We start from the raw sequence: 16938 nt of genomic DNA on the forward strand, positions 1-16938 counted from the left end.
GATAGTTCCGATTTCGGGGATTCTGTGAAGCAGGACACCCGTTCGGGATCGTCACCACGACTCAACTCCCCTACCCTGGGAGAACTTGGGCGGCGCGCCGGTCCACCCCCGTGGCCCGAATGGAGTACTGTGGCGAGCCCTGGGGCCGGACTCCCTCATGGGCGTCCGGGACCTACGGGAAGGGGGCCGAACGTGGCACTCGATCCGGCGGAGCCGTGGCACCGTACGGGCACCTGCTGCAGAGAGTGACTGGGTTCGTCACTCCGCGTCGCAAACAGGTAACCGTGTCATCGGCGATCCAGGACCCATGCCCGACACGCCGGGCAGCACGGAAAGGTTGTGGCAGGCTGCACCCGGGCAGGCCACACTCGACTAGCGGAAGCAGCGACGCACGTGACGTCGGCAGGCACCACCCGGGAGGTCCCCATGCCCGAACTGCGTGTCGTGGCCGTCTCCAACGACGGCACACGACTGGTGCTCAAAGCTGCCGACAGCACGGAATACACGCTTCCGATTGACGAGCGGCTGCGCGCGGCCGTGCGCAACGACCGTGCCCGTCTGGGCCAGATCGAGATCGAGGTGGAGAGCCACCTCAGACCACGGGACATCCAGGCGCGGATACGAGCCGGTGCCTCCGCCGAGGAGGTCGCGCAGCACGCCGGGATCCCGGTGGACCGGGTCCGCCGCTTCGAGGGGCCGGTGCTCGCCGAGCGCGCCTTCATGGCGGAGCGGGCCAGGAAGACCGCCGTGCGCCGCCCCGGTGAGAACACCGGACCCCAGCTCGGTGAGGCCGTGCAGGAGCGGCTGACGCTGCGCGGCGCCGACAAGGAGACCGTGCAGTGGGACTCCTGGCGCCGGGACGACGGCACATGGGAAGTCCTGCTGGTCTATCTGGTCGCGGGCGAGCCGCACTCCGCGAGCTGGACGTACGACCCGCCCCGGCGGCTCGTACAGGCCGTGGACGACGAGGCGCGCGCGCTGATCGGTGACACCGACGACACGGTCGCCACGAAGGAGCCGAGCTTCCCGTTCGTGCCCCGGATCGCGCGGCTGCCGCGCGACCGGCCGCTGGATCGTTCCCTCGACCGGCAGTTGGAGCGGCCGGTCGCCCCGGAGCCGGACGATACGAGCGAGCGCGACTCGCTGACCAGCCTGCTGGAGGCGGTGCCGAGCTTCCGCGGCGACATGGTGGTGCCCGAGCAGCCCGCGGGCCCCGCGGCGGACCAGGAGGACGAGCCGGAGGCCGAGGAGCCGGTGGCGCCCGCCGCCTCCGCCGGTGCGGGGTCGGCGTACGCGGATGTGCTGATGCCGCGTTCGGTGGCCGGTCACCGGGACCGGCTCACGGGTACGACGGACCGGCAGGCGGAAGCGGACGGCGTACGTCCGGGCCGGCGGGCCGCGGTACCGAGCTGGGACGAGATCGTGTTCGGTACGCGCCGCAAGAAGCAGGATTAGCGCGTACGCACTCGCGTAAGGGAGGGCCGGTACTCACCACAGCTGGGTGAGTACCGGCCCTCCGGCGTTCATGGTGTGCCGGGGATCCGGCTCACTGGGGGTCCGGGCCCTTGGCGACCGGACGTGTGGTGTCGGCGGACCATTCGGACCAGGAACCGGCGTACAGCGCCGCCGGGATGCCAGCGATCTCCAGGGCCAGCACCTCATGCGCGGCCGAAACCCCCGAGCCGCAGTAGACGCCGACCTTCGAATCACCGGTGACGCCCATCTTCGCGAAGCGGGCCACGAGGTCCTGAGCCGGGCGGAACCCACCGTTTTCAGCCACATTCTCCGACGTGGGCGCCGACAGCGCGCCGGGGATATGGCCGCCGACGCGGTCGATCGGCTCGACGTCGCCGCGGTAGCGCTCGGCCGCCCGCGCGTCCAGGAGAAGCCCCTCGCGGGCCAGGGCCGCCGCGGCGTCCGCGTCCAGCAGCGGGAGCGCGCCGGGCGCCGGGGTGAAATCGCCCTCCGCCGGCATCGGGATCTCGGTGGTCACCGGGCCGGTCCAGCCGGCGAGTCCGCCGTCCAGGACCCGGACGTCCGGGTGGCCCGCCCAGCGCAGCAGCCACCAGGCGCGGGCCGCCGCCCAGGACTGTCCGCCGTCGTACACCACGACCGGCGTGTCCTGCGAGACTCCGGCCCGGCGCATCGCCGCACCGAAGGCCGCCACCTCGGGCAGCGGGTGCCGGCCGGCCGCGCCGGGCGGGCCCGCCAGCTCCTGATCGAGGTCGATGTAGACGGCGCCCGGCAGATGACCGGCCTCGTACTGCGCGCGTCCTGGCGGACCGCCGAGCTGCCAGCGGGCGTCGAGCAGGACGGGCGGGCGCGGCCCGTCCGACTCGCAGGCGAGTTCTGCTGCGGTGATGATGGCTGTCATGGAGGCCATCCTCGCGTACGTTCCGGGCCGCTCGTAACGCTGGAGAAACGGGGGGTAAACAGCGAATCGAGATCCCGCCAAATGCGGCGCGGCCGTCCGGCGCCGGATGGCGGTGGGTGACAGCATCACCACGGCCGTACGGCCATGTCCCGCACGGCGGCTCACGCTCGTCCCGGGCCGCCACCACGAAGGTCCGAGGAGAGAGTGACGATGACCGAGGCAGCGATCCGGCGCACACCCGGCACACCCTGCTGGGTGAGTCTGATGGTGCACGGCCTTGCCGCGACCGAGGAGTTCTACGGAGCGCTGTTCGGCTGGGAGTTCGAGCCGGGACCTCAGCAGCTCGGACCGTACGTCCGCGGACTGCTCGACGGCAAGGCGATCGCGGGCATCGGCCAGCTGCCGCCGGACCGGCAGCTGCCCATCTCCTGGATGACCTATCTGGCGACGGACGACGCCGATCTGACGGCCGAGACGATCAGGAGCTGCGGCGGCACCGTCGGGGTGGGACCGCTGGACGCGGCCGAGGCCGGCCGGATGGCCATAGCCGCGGACCCGTCGGGCGCGGTCTTCGGTATCTGGCAGGCGGCGGCGCATATCGGCACGGCCGTGGCCGGCGCCCATGGCACCCCGATCTGGAACGAACTGATCACGCGTGAGACATCCTCGGTCGGGAAGTTCTACGAGGCGCTCTTCGACTATGACGTGGAGGAGGTCGTCTCCGCCGACCTCGACTTCATGACGCTGCGTCTGGAAGGCCGCCCCGTGGCCTCTCTGCACGGCGTGGGCCGGTCCCTCAACCGCGATCTCGGCTCGCACTGGATGACGTACTTCGAGGTGGACGACCTGGACGCCGCCGCGGGGCTGGTGGCCGAGCTGGGCGGTCATGTGATCACGCCACCGCGCGAGGAGCGGTACGGGCGGCTCGCGACGGTCGCGGACCCTGAGGGCGCGGTCTTCACGATCGTGCGGTCGGCCACGCGCTGACCGGCGGCGTGCCGGTCACCGCCGCCCCGGTCCGTGACGCGGCCCGGCGACGCCGCTCGGCGGCACGGCTCAGACCGGGAGCACGTCCGGGGAGAGGGTGGCCGCCCGCGCGGTGGCCGCGGTCATCCGGCGGCGGTGATGGCGCCGGCACAGCACCTCGTACCCGACCTGGTTCCCGTTCTGGTGGACATCCCCGACCACGACCTGCGCGCCCTCGACCACCATGGCGCCGCCGACCGTCCGCGCGTTGTGCGTGGCCCGCGCGCCGCACCAGCAGAGCGCCTCGACCTGGAGGACCTCGACCCGGTCGGCCAGCTCCACCAGCCGCTGGGAGCCGGGGAAGAGCTTGGAGCGGAAGTCGGTGGTGATGCCGAAGGCGAAGACGTCCAGTTCCAGATCGTCCACCACCCGGGCGAGCTGGTCGACCTGCCCGGGTGCGAGGAACTGGGCCTCGTCGGCGATGACGTAGTCGCACCGGCCGCCCTTGGAGAGCCGGTCCACCAGATACGCGTAGAAGTCGAAGCCCTCGGCGGCCTCGACGGCGTCGGTCACCAGGCCGAGGCGGGAGGAGAGCTTGCCCTCGCCCGCGCGGTCGTCACGGGTGAAGATCATGCCCTGGAGCCCGCGCGCGGAGCGGTTGTGTTCGATCTGAAGAGCGAGGGTGCTCTTTCCGCAGTCCATCGTTCCGGAGAAGAACACCAGCTCTGGCATGAGGGGGTGACGGCCTTTCGGTGAGCGGAGAGAAGAGCCCGGAAACCGCGACGCGCGGTCCTTCAGGCGCTAAGAGCGTACTTCGAGGAGCGGGACGAGCTGCTCGACGGGGGTCATCGAACCATGCATCCCGACCATCGCCGACTCGTGCGGCTCCCGTACGGAGGCGGTGATCACCACATCGTCGTGGGCCGCCGCGACGACATCGCCGATCCTGCCGTACACCCGCTCGTCCATCGCGCCGGGCGGTCCGAACCAGCCCGCCGCGATCGCCTCGTCCCGGCTCGCCACCCAGAAGCGCTCGCCGAGCACCTCGCGCCAGACGGTGAGCACATCGGTTGCGGCACCCGGTACGGCGTAGACATGGCGGGCCCGGCCCTCGCCGCCGAGGAGCGCCACCCCGGCGCGCAGCTCCCAGTCCTCGTCGAAGTCGATGCGCGACTCCTCGTCGAAGGGGATGTCGATCATGCCGTGATCGGCGGTCACATAGAGCGCGGCCCGGGGCGGCAGTTGCTCGGCGAGGCGCTGGACGAGCCGGTCGACGTACATCAACTGGCCGCGCCAGGCGTCGGAGTCGACGCCGAAGCGATGGCCCTTGCCGTCAACCTCGCTGTAGTACGTGTAGACCAGCGACCGGTCCCCCGCGCCGAGCTGCTCGGCCGCCAGATCCATCCGTTCCTCGCCGGAGAGCCGGCCGAGGAAGGTCCCGCCGCTGAGCGCGACCTCGGTGAGCGGGGTGTGGGCGAAGGTCGGTGACGAGACCTGGGCGGTGTGGACACCCGCGGCGTCGGCGAGCTGGAAGACGGTGGGGTACGGCTGCCAGACGTGCGGCGCGGTCCAGGGCTTCCAGCGGAGCTGGTTCATCAGCTCGCCGGTCGCGGGGTCGCGGACCGTGTAGCCGGGCAGGCCGTGGACGGCGGGCGGCAGGCCCGTACCGACGGAGGCGAGGGAGGTCGCGGTGGTGGCCGGGAAACCCGCGGTGAGCGGGCGTCCCGTGTTGCCGCGCGAGCTGCCGAGCAACGAGGTCAGATAGGGCGCTTCGTCCGGATGTGCCGTGATCTGTTCCCAGCCGAGGCCATCGATCAGGAAGACGCAGTTCCGGTCGGCGGGGGTCAGTTCCGGGATGGCCGCGGTCAGGTTCGGTACGCCCTGGCCGGCCGCGAGCGTGGGCAGCAGATCGGCGAGCGAGCCGCTGCCGTACTCGGGCAGCGGCGCGGTGTCGAGGGCGAGCGGGACGGGGTCCTGCCAGAGGGCTTCGGCGGCCATCAGCGGCCGGGCGCCGTTCCGGCGGCGGTGGCTTCGGAGAGGGCCTGGGCGAACGCGAGCGTCTGGCGGACGGTGTCGGGGCCGTCACCGGCCTCGCTGACGCGCAGGCTCAGATCGTCGGCGGTGGAGCTGCCGGTGTAGCCGTGGTCCGCCTCGCAGTTGGGGTCGCCGCAGGCGGCGGGCTCCAGATCGATCCGTGAGACGGCGCCCCAGCCGATGGTGAGCACGACCTCGCGCGGCGGGGTGCCGGGGGTGTACGACTCCGGGTTGGCGACGACGCGGCTGACCACGACCGACGAGATCCGGTCGAGCTTGACCGACTCGGTGGAGGTGGTGGCGTACGGGGTCGGGGAGCTGGAGTCGGCGGCCTGCTCGTCGGTGTGGCTCACGATGAAGCGGTGGGCCGTCAGCACGAGGACGGTGACATGCCTCCGCACCTCGTTGGCGTCGAAGGTCGTCTCCTGATGCACCAGGTACGACGCGATCGGCTCGCCACCGACAGCGGCCTCCACCGCCTCGGCCACGAGAGCCGGGTAGTAGCCGCTGCGCTCGATCGCCGTGCGCAGCCCCTGGGTCGTCGTACCGGTCTTCGCCATGGGCTCCATCCTACGGTGGCCGGGTGGCTGCCGGAGACGCTCCGTAGGGGCCTCATCCGGCCGGAACCTCCGGGACCCGACCGGCGGTCGGCGCCGGTCAGTAGCTGGGGAGGCTGCGCGGGCCGAGGTCGCCGCGGGCGGGCGGCGGTGCGAGCCGGACGTTCGCGCCGAGGACGGTCAGTCCACGCGTGGCCACGACCACGGGCTCCAGGGTGACGGAGACGATCTCGGGGTGGTCGTCGACCAGCCGGGAGACCCGCAGGAGCAGCTCCTCCAGCGCGGGGGTGTCGACCGGCGTGGAGCCGCGCCAGCCGAACAGGAGGGGCGCCGAGCGGATGGACCGGATCTGCTCGGCGACATCGCGGTCGGTGGCCGGTACGAGCCGGTGGGCGAGATCGCCGAGGAGTTCGGAGGGTGCGCCGGCGAGCCCGAAGGAGAGCACGGCTCCGGCGGCGGCGTCGATGGCGGCCCGTACGACGGTGTCCACGCCGCGCGGGGCCATGGCCTGGACGACGGGCCGCAGCTCGGCGGGGCCGCCGAGGGATTCGGTCAGCTCGCGGTGGGCGAGGCGCAGTTGTGCCTCGTCGGCGAGGTCGAGCCGTACGCCCCCGAGGTCGGAGCGGTGGCGCAGATGGGGCGCGGTCGTCTTGAGCGCGACGGGGTAGCCGAGCCGCTTCGCCGCGGCCACGGCGTCGTCGGGACCGGGTGCGGGGAGGGTGGGGCGTACGGGGATGCCGTACAGCCCGAGCAGTTCCCGGGTGTCGGCCGCGCCGAGCGGCACGCCGTGGGGGTCGGGCGCGTCTCCGAGCAGCCGGGCGATGAGTGCGGCGGCGGCGCTCTCGTCGATGGCGTCGTCGAGATACTCGGGCACCTTGCCGGGCTCGGCGCTCTGCCGTCGCCACTGGGCGTACCGGACGGCTTCGGCGAGCGCGCGGACGGCGCGTTCCGCGGCGGGGTAGGCGGGGATGCGGCCGGACGCGGCGGGTGCGGGCGGGCCGGCGGAGGCGGGCGGTGCGGCGGGGGCGGGCGATGCCGTGGGGGCGGGCGGTGCGCCGGCGGGTCGCGGAGGCGCGGACGGGGGCGCGGCGGTGGGAGCGGGGGCGGACCCGGCCGGGCCGCGCGCGCTGCGCTCCACCACCGCCAGCGCCTCCGCCAGGCCCTCGATCTCGACATGGACCACCGCGACCGGCTTCCCCGGGACGCTCGTCACGGTCTCGCGCAGCACGGTGCCCAGGGCGCCGCCGTCTGCGGGGTCCGTCGTACCGGTCTCCCCCACGTGCGGGATCGCGGTCACCACCACCGCGTCGACGGCCGGGTCGGACAGGGCCGAGGCGAGGGCGGCGCGGAAGTCCTCCGGGGTCGCGGCGGTGGTCAGGTCGCGGGGCGGCGAGGGGCGCAGGCCCTCCGTCAGACAGGCGTCATAGGTGAGCAGACCGAGGGATTCGGAGTTGCCGAGGATCGCCACGCGCGGGCCGGCCGGCAGGGGCTGGGAGGCGAGCAGGAGGCCCGCGTCGACCAGTTCGGTGACCGTGTCGACCCGGATCACCCCGGCCTGCCGCAGCAGCGCCGAGACCGTCGCGTCCGGGATACGGGTGACCGGGACGGCGTGGCCGGGCGGCGCGCTGCCGCTGTGCCGCGCCCCCTTGACGACCACGACCGGCTTGAGCGCCGCCGTACGGCGGGCGAGCCGGGTGAACTTGCGCGGATTGCCGATCGATTCGAGGTAGAGGAGGGCGACATCGGTGTCCGGGTCCTCGTACCAGTACTGGAGGATGTCGTTGCCGGAGACGTCCGCGCGGTTGCCCGCGGAGATGAAGGACGACAGGCCCGCGCCGCGCCGGTAGAGCCCGGACAGCAGGGCGATGCCGATGGCTCCCGACTGGGTGAACAGTCCGATACGGCCCCGGTCGGGCGGCTCGGGCGCGAGGGAGGCGTTCAGCCTGACCGCCTCGGCCGTGTTGATGATCCCGAACGCGTTGGGGCCGATGATGCGCATCCCGTACGAGCGGGCCTGCCGCACCAGTTCGCGCTGGCGTTCCAGGCCCTCGGGGCCGCTCTCCGCGTAACCGGCGGAGAGGACCACCAGGCCGCGGACGCCGTGCCGGCCGCAGTCCGCCACCGCTTCCGGCACCTGCCGCGCCGGTACGGCCAGGACCGCGAGGTCGACGGGGTCGCCGATCGCCGCGACGGACCGGAAGGCGGGGACGCCGTCGAGTGCGCGCAGGTCCTCGGCGAAGGCGTGGTTCACCGCGTACACGCGTCCGGTGAAGCCCGCTTCGAGCAGATTGCGCAGGACCGTGCGGCCGACGCCGCCGGGCACGCGTCCCGTGCCGACGACGGCGACCGAGCCGGGCGTGAGCAGGCGCTGCACCGAGTGGGCCTCGGCGCGCTGTTCGCGGCCACGCTGCACGGCGAGGGATTCCGCGGTCGGTTCGAGGTCCAGGGTGAGACGTACGGAGCCGTCCTCGAAGCTGCGCTTCTGTGTGTAGCCGGCGTCCCGGAACACCTTGATCATCTTGCTGTTGGCGGGCAGCACCTCGGCGGCGAAGCGCCGGATGCCCCGTTCGCGGGCGACCGCCGCGATGTGTTCGAGCAGGGCCGAGGCGACGCCGCGTCCCTGGTGCGCGTCCTGGACGAGGAAGGCGACCTCGGCCTCGTCGGCGGGCGCGGTCGCCGGGAGCCCCCGCGCGTCGATGCGGTCGTACCGTACGGTCGCGATGAACTCGCCGCCCACCGTCACGGCGAGGCCCACCCGGTCCACGTAGTCGTGGTGGGTGAAGCGGTGCACGTCCCGGTCGGAGAGGCGCGGGTAGGGGGCGAAGAACCGGTAGTACTTCGACTCGTCGGAGACCTGTTCGTAGAAGCTGACCAGCCGCTCCGCGTCGGCGGTGGTGATGGGCCTGATCCGCGCGGTGCCTCCGTCGCGCAGCACCACGTCCGCTTCCCAGTGGTCCGGGTACGCATGGTCCGGCGGCGTCTCCATGGGCAAAGCCTACGGCGCGGGCGCCGCCACGGCCCGGGGCCGTGGCACGGGACAGGTCCGGCGCCGGGGCCGGGGTCCGTCCAGGGTCGGCACCGGAGCATTTCGTGGCACATGAGACGCTGGTCTAGACATCGTTTTTGAGACTTGAAGGGCAACACCATGGCTGAGCGCCGCGTCAATGTCGGCTGGGCCGAGGGCCTGCACGCCCGTCCCGCCTCCATCTTCGTCCGCGCCGCCACGGCCGCCGGCGTCCCGGTGACGATCGCGAAGGCCGACGGCAACCCCGTCAACGCCGCGTCGATGCTCGCGGTGCTCGGTCTGGGCGCGCAGGGCGGCGAGGAGGTCGTGCTGGCCTCCGAGGCGGAGGGCGCCGACGCCGCTCTGGACCGGCTGGCGAAGCTGGTCGCCGAAGGGCTCGACGAGCTTCCCGAGACGGTCTGAGCGTATTTCCACGACGGAGCCGGGGTCCACTTGAATTCAGTGGACCCCGGCTCCGTTTTCCGTGCGGGCAACAAAAAGGACACCCGGGTTATTTCTCTCCTTTGTATACGGCGCGATTGTTAATTGCGGACGCTCGCGATGTTTACGGCGTGTTGCGAAACCCTCACCTTTTCCCGGCCGCGCTCCGGCCGCTTCAGCCGGTGCACCGCCGCCGTACGCTCCGCGTGCAGCGCCGTCAGCGTCCGCGCCCGCTCCGCGTCGCCACGCGCCACGGCGTCCACGATCGCGCCGTGCTCCGCCCAGGACTCCACCGGGTTGGCGGGCTGGTCGACCACGTACATCCAGGCGATCTTGTGCCGGAGCTGGGTGAGCGGGGCGGTGAGCGCCGGGCTTCCCGACGCCTGCGTGAGCGTCTCGTGGAACCACGCGCCGAGTGAGCGCAGATCCTCGCCCTGACCTCTGCGGGCCCGCTCCTGCCCCAGTCTGACCAGGCCGCGCAGGACCTTGAGATGGGCTTCCGTACGGCGCTGGGCGGCGCGGGCGGCGCCCAGCGGCTCCAGCAGCAGCCGCACGTCGAGCAGGTCCGCCGCCTCCTGCTCCGTGGGTTCGGCCACACAGGCGCCGACATGGCGGCGGGTGGTCACGAAGCCCTCCGACTCCAGCGTGCGCAGGGCTTCGCGCACCGGGACGCGGGAGACGCCGTAGCGCCGTGCCAGCTGCTCCTCCGTGAGCCGACCGCCACGTTCGAATACGCCGGAGATGATGTCGTCGCGAATAGCCGTGCATACCGAGTGCGCGGGAATGCGCATGTCCGAACCTCCGCCTTAATCCGCGCGAAACGCTGCCGATCGACGCCTGTTCCGTGACTCTATTGCAATCATCGCGAATTTCCGATGGGTGCCCGGAATCCATGGATATCTTTTGGCCAGCGGACCGTGGCGGGCGCGGGAGGCGACGCCGAAGGCCCCGGCGCTGCGCCGGGGCCTTCGGGGGGGGATCGGGGTCAGACGTTCACGCCGTGCGCGCGCAGGTACGCGACGGGGTCGATGTCCGAGCCGTAGTCGGGGCCCGTCCTGGCCTCGAAGTGGAGGTGCGGCCCGGTGACGTTGCCGGTCGCGCCCGAGACGCCGATCGGCTGCCCCGGGGTGACGCTCTGGCCGACGGCGACGCCGATCGAGGAGAGATGGCCGTACTGGGTGTACGTGCCGTCGCTCATCCGCAGCACGATGTTGTTGCCGTACGAGCCGCCCCAGCCCGCCTCGACCACGGTGCCCGCTCCCACGGCCACGACGGAGGTGCCGGAGGCGGCGCGGAAGTCGACGCCCGAGTGGCTGCCGGAGGACCAGAGCGAGCCGCCCGCCCGGTACCCGGTGGTGACGTACGAGCCGGCGATGGGGAGCTGGAAGGCGTTGAGGCGCTCGCGCTCGGCGGCCCGCGCCGCGCGCTCCTTCTCCGCGCGGAGCTCCTGGGCGCGGGCCTCCGCCTCGCGCGCCGCCTCCGCCTTCGCCGCGGCCTTGGCCCTGACCTCGGCGGCGGCCCGGCGCTGCGCGTCGGCCTGGGCGTCGATGGTGCCGGCGAGGGAGTCGTTGATGACCAGGGCCTGGGTCAGACCGGTCGGCTGGGCGGCGGCCACGTCGGTGCCGGCGGCGAGCGCCGGGGATGTGGCGAGGGTGCTGATGACGCCGGTGGCGGCGAGGGTCGCGGCACCCGCGACGCTCGCGCTCCTGCGGCTCATACGGCTGCGGGCACGATGCTTCCCGGTGGCACGGGTGAACGCCATGGGGTGGCTGGTCCTTTCCTTCCTTCTCGCCTACCGGGTTAGCTGACGGGTTCGGAGCAGGAAGGTCTCCTACGGGCGCCCTTGCCGCGCGGAACGGCGGCGGCGCCCGATTCACCCCAGGGACTTCATGGGTCCCCGGCTCCCCAGGCTCGCGCCTGACGGGGACTCGGCGATGGCTGTCCGGTGCCGCGGACGCGGCGCAACTGGCGAACAGCCGGACCGACGTTAAGCGGGTGGTCTTTCAATCACCAAACAGACAGGCCCCTTTGTAGCGCACACCACAGGGCAGACAGCCACCCTCCCCCATAAAGAGGGACATAAAGGGAAACCCCGGCGGCCGAAGCCACCGGGGTTCCATGAAGAAGCCGGATCAGCCCGTGACGACCGTCACTTCGCCGATCCCGAGAGCCGTGACCGGCTCCTTGATCTGCGCGGCGTCGCCGACGAGCACGGTGACGAGCCGGTCCACCGGGAAGGCGTTGACGGCCGCGGCCGTCGCCTCGACGGTGCCGGTCTCGGCCAGCCGCGCGTACAGCTGCGCCTGGAAGTCGTCCGGCAGGAACTGCTCGACCTGGTCGGCCAGCGTGCTCGCGACGGAGGCCGCCGTCTCGTACTTCAGCGGGGCCACCCCCACCAGGTTCTGGACGGCCACATCGCGCTCGGCGTCGGTCAGCCCCTCGGCCGCGAGGGTCCGCAGCACCTTCCACAGGTCGTCCAGCGCCGGGCCGGTGGACGCGGTGTCCACGGAGCCGCTGATGGCGAGCATCGCCGCGCCGGTCGCACCGCCCGGCGCGTCGGGCGCCGAGGAGCGCAGCACCTGGCCGAAGGCGCGTACGCCGTAGGTGTAGCCCTTCTCCTCGCGCAGCACCCGGTCGAGCCGGGAGGTGAGCGTGCCGCCCAGGCAGTACGTGCCGAGGACCTGGGCGGGCCAGACCCGGTCGTGCCGGTCGGCGCCGATGCGGCCGATCAGCAGCTGGGTCTGGACGGCGCCGGGCCGGTCCACGATCACCACGCGGCCCGTGTCGTCGGCGGTCACGGGCGGCACGGGGCGGGGAGCGACGGTGTCGCCGGTCCAGGTGCCGAGGGTGTCGCCGAGGATCTTGTCGAGATCGACGCCGGTGAGATCACCGACGATCACGGCGGTGGCGGTGGCGGGTCGTACATGCGCCTCGTAGAAGGCGCGCACGCCCGCGGCGTCGATGCGCTCCACCGTCTCCTCGGTGCCCTGGCGCGGCCGTGACATGCGCGAGGAGGCCGGGAACAGCTCCTTGGCGAGCTGCTTCGCGGCGCGGCGGCCCGGGTTGGCGGTCTCGTGCGGGATCTCGTCGAGACGGTTGCGTACGAGCCGCTCGACCTCGCTGTCCGCGAAGGCGGGGGCCCGCAGTGCCTCGGCGAGCAGGCCGAGGGCCTTGGGCAGCCGGGAGACGGGGACCTCCAGGGAGATCCGGACGCCCGGGTGGTCGGCGTGCGCGTCGAGCGTGGCGCCGCAGCGCTCCAGCTCGGCGGCGAACTCCTCGGCGCTGTGCTTGTCGGTGCCCTCGGAGAAGGCCCGCGCCATGATGGTCGCGATGCCGTCGAGCCCCTCGGGCTCGGCGTCCAGCGGGGCGTCGAGATTGATCTCGACCGCCACCACCTGCTGCCCGGGACGGTCGCAGCGCAGTACGGTCAGGCCGTTGTCGAGAGCGCCGCGCCCGGGGGCGGGGAAGGCCCAGGGCCTGGCCTCGCCGGCTGTCGGGCGCGGGTGGAAGTCCATGGTCACGGCAGCGTCGGTCACTGGTCCGCCCCCTCGTGCTCGTCGGTCTCGTCTTCATCGGCGGAGGCGTCGTCGCCGTCGGCGGTGACCGGTTCGTAGACCAGCACCGCGCGGTTGTCGGGGCGCAGCCGCGCCGCGGCGACGGTCCGTACCTCTTCCGCGGTGACGTCCAGTACGCGGGTCACGGCGGTCAGCGCCAGCTGCGGGTCGCCGAAGAGGACGGCGTACCTGCACAGTTCGTCGGCGCGGCCGGCGACCGTACCGAGCCGGTCCAGCCACTCGCGCTCCAGCTGGGCCTGGGCGCGCTCCATCTCCTCGGCGGTGGGGCCCTCCGCGGCGAAGCGTGCCAGTTCCTCGTCGACCGCGGCCTCGATCTCCGGGACCTCGACACCGCCGGACGTCTTCACGTCCAGCCAGCCGAGGGAGGGTGCGCCCGCCAGGCGCAGCAGCCCGAAGCCCGCGGCGACCGCGGTCCGGTCGCGGCGCACCAGCCGGTTGTGGAGCCGGGAGGACTCGCCGCCGCCGAGGACGGTCAGCGCCAGGTCCGCGGCGTCGCACTCGCGGGTGCCGTCGTGCGGCAGCCGGTAGGCGGCCATCAGGGCGCGCGCCGGGACCTCCTCGTGGATCTCCTCGCGCAGCTGCTCGCCGATGGTGTCGGGGAGCGAGCCGTCGCGCGGCGGCTGCTTGCCGTCGTGGGAGGGGATCGAGCCGAAGTACTTCTCGATCCAGCCGAGCGTCTGCTCGGGGTCGATGTCGCCGACGACCGAGAGCACCGCGTTGTTCGGCGCGTAGTTCGTGCGGAAGAACGCGCGGGCGTCCTCCAGGGTCGCCGCGTCCAGGTCGGCCATCGAGCCGATCGGCGTGTGGTGGTACGGATGGCCCTCGGGGTACGCGAGGGCGGTCAGCCGCTCGAAGGCCGTACCGTAGGGCACGTTGTCGTACCGCTGGCGGCGCTCGTTCTTGACGACGTCCCGCTGGTTCTCCATGGACTCGTCGTCGAGCGCGGCGAGCAGCGAGCCCATCCGGTCGGCTTCCAGCCAGAGCGCCAGCTCCAGCTGGTGGGTGGGCATTGTCTCGAAATAGTTGGTGCGCTCGAAGCTGGTGGTGCCGTTCAGGGAGCCGCCGGCCCCCTGCACCAGCTCGAAGTGGCCGTTCCCCTTCACCTGCGCCGAGCCCTGGAACATCAGGTGCTCGAAGAGGTGGGCGAGTCCCGTACGGCCCTTGACCTCGTGCCGTGAGCCGACGTCGTACCAGAGGCACACCGCGGCGACCGGGGTCAGGTGGTCCTCGGAGAGCACCACGCGCAGGCCGTTGGCCAGGCGGTGCTCGGTCGCTGTCAGGCCGCCGGAACCGGCCTGCGCTGTGGCCGTGTGACCCATGGGCATGTACGTCCCTTCGATCGCGATATGGAGAAGTCCTGCCACTGTATGCAAGCGTGCTCGCACCTGGCGAAGTTCCCGGTGCCGCACACCCCCGGCGCGTGCTCAACGACGGGTCGAGGTCGGAGTTGTCAGTGGCGCGGTCCACAATGGTCCGCATCAGTCAGAGAAGTTGCCGTTCAGAACCTGTGAAGGAGCCGCAGCCGCGATGGCCCGCCGCAGCACGAAGACCCCGCCGCCGGAGGACTTCGAGGAGAAGATCCTCGACATCGACGTGGTCGATGAAATGCAGGGCTCCTTCCTCGAGTACGCCTACTCGGTGATCTACTCCCGGGCCCTGCCGGACGCCCGGGACGGTATGAAGCCGGTGCACCGCCGCATCGTGTACCAGATGAACGAGATGGGCCTGCGCCCCGACCGCGGCTATGTGAAGTGCGCGCGTGTCGTCGGCGAGGTGATGGGCAAGCTCCACCCGCACGGAGACGCGTCGATCTATGACGCCATGGTCCGCATGGCGCAGCCGTTCTCGATGCGGCTGCCGCTGGTGGACGGCCATGGCAACTTCGGTTCGCTCGGCAACGACGATCCGCCGGCCGCCATGCGTTACACCGAGTGCCGGATGGCCGACGCCACGTCACTGATGACGGAGTCGATCGACGAGGACACCGTCGATTTCGAGTCGAATTACGACGGCCAGGAGCGGGAACCGGTCACGCTTCCGGCCGCGTATCCGAACCTGCTGGTCAACGGCGCCTCCGGGATCGCGGTCGGGATGGCGACGAACATGCCGCCGCACAATCTCGGGGAGGTCGTGGCGGCCGCACGCCATCTGATCAAGCACCCCGCCGCCGATCTGGACACGCTGATGCGTTTCGTGCCCGGTCCCGATCTGCCCACCGGTGGCCGGATCGTCGGGCTGACCGGCATCAAGGACGCCTACGAGAAGGGCCGGGGCACGTTCAAGATCCGGTCCACGGCGACGGTGGAGGATGTCTCCGCGCGCCGCAAGGGCCTGGTCATCACGGAACTGCCGTTCACGGTCGGTCCGGAGAAGGTGATCGCGAAGATCAAGGATCTGGTCTCCGCCAAGAAGCTCCAGGGCATCGCGGACGTCAAGGACCTCACGGACCGCGCGCACGGACTGCGCCTGGTCATCGAGGTCAAGAACGGCTTCGTGCCCGAGGCGGTGCTGGAGCAGCTCTACAAGCTGACGCCGATGGAGGAGACCTTCGGGATCAACAATGTGGCGCTGGTCGACGGCCAGCCGCTGACACTGGGCCTGAAGGAGCTGCTGGAGGTCTATCTCGACCACCGCTTCACGGTGGTGCGGCGGCGCAGCGAGTTCCGGCGGACGAAGCGGCGTGACCGGCTTCACCTGGTCGAGGGACTGCTCGTCGCGCTCATCGACATCGACGAGGTCATCCGGCTCATCCGGTCGAGCGACAACTCCGCCCAGGCCAAGGAGCGGCTGATCGAGCGCTTCTCGCTCAGCGACATCCAGACGCAGTACATCCTGGACACGCCGCTGCGCCGCCTCACCCGGTTCGACCGGATCGAGCTGGAGAGCGAGCGCGACCGGCTCAACGGCGAGATCGACGAGCTGACCGGCATCCTGGAGTCGGACACCGAGCTGCGCAAGCTGGTCTCGTCCGAACTGGCCGCGGTGTCCAAGAAGTTCGGTACCCCGCGGCGCACGGTGCTGCTGGAGTCCGCGAGTTCGTCCGTCGCGTCGGTGCCGCTGGAGGTCGCGGACGACCCGTGCCGGGTGCTGCTCTCGTCCACCGGTCTGCTGGCCCGTACGGTCAACGGCGAGCCGCTGGAGGGCGGTGACGGCAAGCGCGTCAAGCACGATGTGATCGTCTCGGCCGTGCCGGCGACGGCGCGCGGTGACATCGGCGCGGTGACCTCCACCGGCCGGCTGCTGCGGATCGCGGTGATCGACCTGCCCCAGCTGCCGGACACGGCCTCGGCGCCGAATCTCTCGGGCGGGGCGCCCGTCTCGGAGTTCCTCGCGCTGGAGGGTGACGAGGAGCTGGTCTGTCTGACCACGCTGGACGAGTCGTCCCCGGGGCTCGCGCTGGGCACGCTCCAGGGCGTCGTCAAGCGGGTGGTGCCCGACTATCCGTCCAACAAGGGCGAGCTGGAGGTCATCAGCCTCAAGGAGGGTGACCGGATCGTCGGCGGCGCGGAGCTGCGGACGGGCGAGGAGGATCTCGTCTTCATCACCTCCGACGCCCAACTGCTGCGCTATCCGGCCTCGCAGGTACGGCCGCAGGGCCGGCCCGCGGGCGGTATGACGGGGATCAAGCTCACCGAGGGCGCCTCGGTGATCTCGTTCACCGCGGTGGATCCGGCGGCGGACGGCGTGGTCTTCACGATCACCGGGTCGCACGGCACGCTGGACGATTCGGTGCGTACGGCCAAGCTCACCCCGTTCGACCAGTACCCGCGCAAGGGCCGGGCGACGGGCGGGGTGCGCTGTCACCGGTTCCTGAAGGGCGAGGACATGCTGGTCCTGGCCTGGGCGGGCGCGAGTCCGGCGCGGGCGGCGACGAAGACCGGTGCTCCGGTGGAGCTGCCGGAGCCCGACCCGCGGCGGGACGGCTCGGGCACGCCGTTCACGAAGGCGGTCGAGACCCTGGCAGGCCCCGCGCACTGACGCCAGGCC

General features: G+C 71.9%; 13 protein-coding genes and 1 riboswitch. Of the genes, 4 read left to right on the top strand and 9 right to left on the bottom strand.

The window, feature by feature from the left end:
• Positions 1-393 precede the first annotated feature (393 nt).
• Positions 394-1455: a septation protein SepH gene (gene sepH, locus ACIOGX_RS17565; RefSeq protein WP_356511813.1), complete on the top strand. Its 1062-nt coding sequence runs from the start codon at positions 394-396 to the stop codon at positions 1453-1455.
• Between the two features lie 91 nt (positions 1456-1546).
• On the opposite strand, the gene ACIOGX_RS17570 is transcribed toward sepH, so the two are convergent.
• A complete protein-coding gene (locus ACIOGX_RS17570; RefSeq protein ID WP_401914085.1) occupies positions 1547-2374 on the bottom strand; it encodes a sulfurtransferase in 828 nt (275 codons plus the stop codon).
• Positions 2375-2584: 210 nt separating this feature from the next.
• Between ACIOGX_RS17570 and ACIOGX_RS17575 the strand changes: the two genes are divergently transcribed.
• Complete coding sequence (locus ACIOGX_RS17575) at positions 2585-3361, top strand: VOC family protein (RefSeq protein WP_401767368.1); 777 nt, start codon at positions 2585-2587, stop codon at positions 3359-3361.
• A 69-nt stretch (positions 3362-3430) separates the two neighbouring features.
• Here ACIOGX_RS17575 and ACIOGX_RS17580 read toward each other — a convergent pair whose 3' ends face one another.
• From ACIOGX_RS17580 to ACIOGX_RS17595, 4 genes are all read right to left on the bottom strand, one after another.
• Positions 3431-4072 (bottom strand): thymidine kinase, encoded by a 642-nt coding sequence (locus ACIOGX_RS17580; RefSeq protein WP_356511819.1) that lies wholly within the window; start codon positions 4070-4072, stop codon positions 3431-3433.
• A 69-nt stretch (positions 4073-4141) separates the two neighbouring features.
• Complete coding sequence (locus ACIOGX_RS17585) at positions 4142-5338, bottom strand: alkaline phosphatase family protein (protein WP_401914089.1); 1197 nt, start codon at positions 5336-5338, stop codon at positions 4142-4144.
• Positions 5338-5934: a DUF5998 family protein gene (locus ACIOGX_RS17590; protein ID WP_356511823.1), complete on the bottom strand. Its 597-nt coding sequence runs from the start codon at positions 5932-5934 to the stop codon at positions 5338-5340. Before ACIOGX_RS17590 ends, ACIOGX_RS17585 begins: the two co-directional genes overlap by 1 nt.
• Positions 5935-6031: 97 nt before the next feature.
• Entirely contained in the window at positions 6032-8917 is a 2886-nt protein-coding gene (locus ACIOGX_RS17595; RefSeq protein WP_401914092.1) for a GNAT family N-acetyltransferase, read from the bottom strand.
• Positions 8918-9076: 159 nt separating this feature from the next.
• Here ACIOGX_RS17595 and ACIOGX_RS17600 point away from each other — a divergent pair, with 159 nt between their 5' ends.
• The gene (locus ACIOGX_RS17600; protein ID WP_030350167.1) at positions 9077-9358 is read left to right on the top strand and encodes an HPr family phosphocarrier protein; all 282 of its coding nucleotides are present in this window, start codon (positions 9077-9079) and stop codon (positions 9356-9358) included.
• A gap of 119 nt (positions 9359-9477) precedes the next feature.
• Here ACIOGX_RS17600 and ACIOGX_RS17605 read toward each other — a convergent pair whose 3' ends face one another.
• The 4 genes from ACIOGX_RS17605 to ACIOGX_RS17620 all read right to left on the bottom strand — a co-directional run bounded on the left by ACIOGX_RS17605 (position 9478) and on the right by ACIOGX_RS17620 (position 14270).
• Complete coding sequence (locus ACIOGX_RS17605) at positions 9478-10167, bottom strand: GntR family transcriptional regulator (protein WP_356511827.1); 690 nt, start codon at positions 10165-10167, stop codon at positions 9478-9480.
• A 194-nt stretch (positions 10168-10361) separates the two neighbouring features.
• Positions 10362-11138, bottom strand: coding sequence for a M23 family metallopeptidase (locus ACIOGX_RS17610; protein ID WP_401914096.1), 777 nt, complete (start codon positions 11136-11138; stop codon positions 10362-10364).
• Positions 11139-11151: 13 nt separating this feature from the next.
• Positions 11152-11320: riboswitch (cyclic di-AMP (ydaO/yuaA leader) on the bottom strand.
• A gap of 188 nt (positions 11321-11508) precedes the next feature.
• Positions 11509-12891 carry a pitrilysin family protein gene (locus tag ACIOGX_RS17615; protein ID WP_356511974.1) on the bottom strand — a complete coding sequence of 461 codons (1383 nt, stop codon included), beginning with the start codon at positions 12889-12891 and terminating at the stop codon, positions 11509-11511.
• Between the two features lie 17 nt (positions 12892-12908).
• Positions 12909-14270 (bottom strand): pitrilysin family protein, encoded by a 1362-nt coding sequence (locus ACIOGX_RS17620; RefSeq protein WP_356511976.1) that lies wholly within the window; start codon positions 14268-14270, stop codon positions 12909-12911.
• A 208-nt stretch (positions 14271-14478) separates the two neighbouring features.
• Here ACIOGX_RS17620 and ACIOGX_RS17625 point away from each other — a divergent pair, with 208 nt between their 5' ends.
• Positions 14479-16929, top strand: coding sequence for a DNA topoisomerase IV subunit A (locus ACIOGX_RS17625; RefSeq protein ID WP_356511831.1), 2451 nt, complete (start codon positions 14479-14481; stop codon positions 16927-16929).
• Positions 16930-16938: the final 9 nt, after the last annotated feature.

The organism is Streptomyces sp. NPDC088147 (assembly GCF_044741565.1).
GTDB lineage: Bacteria > Actinomycetota > Actinomycetes > Streptomycetales > Streptomycetaceae > Streptomyces.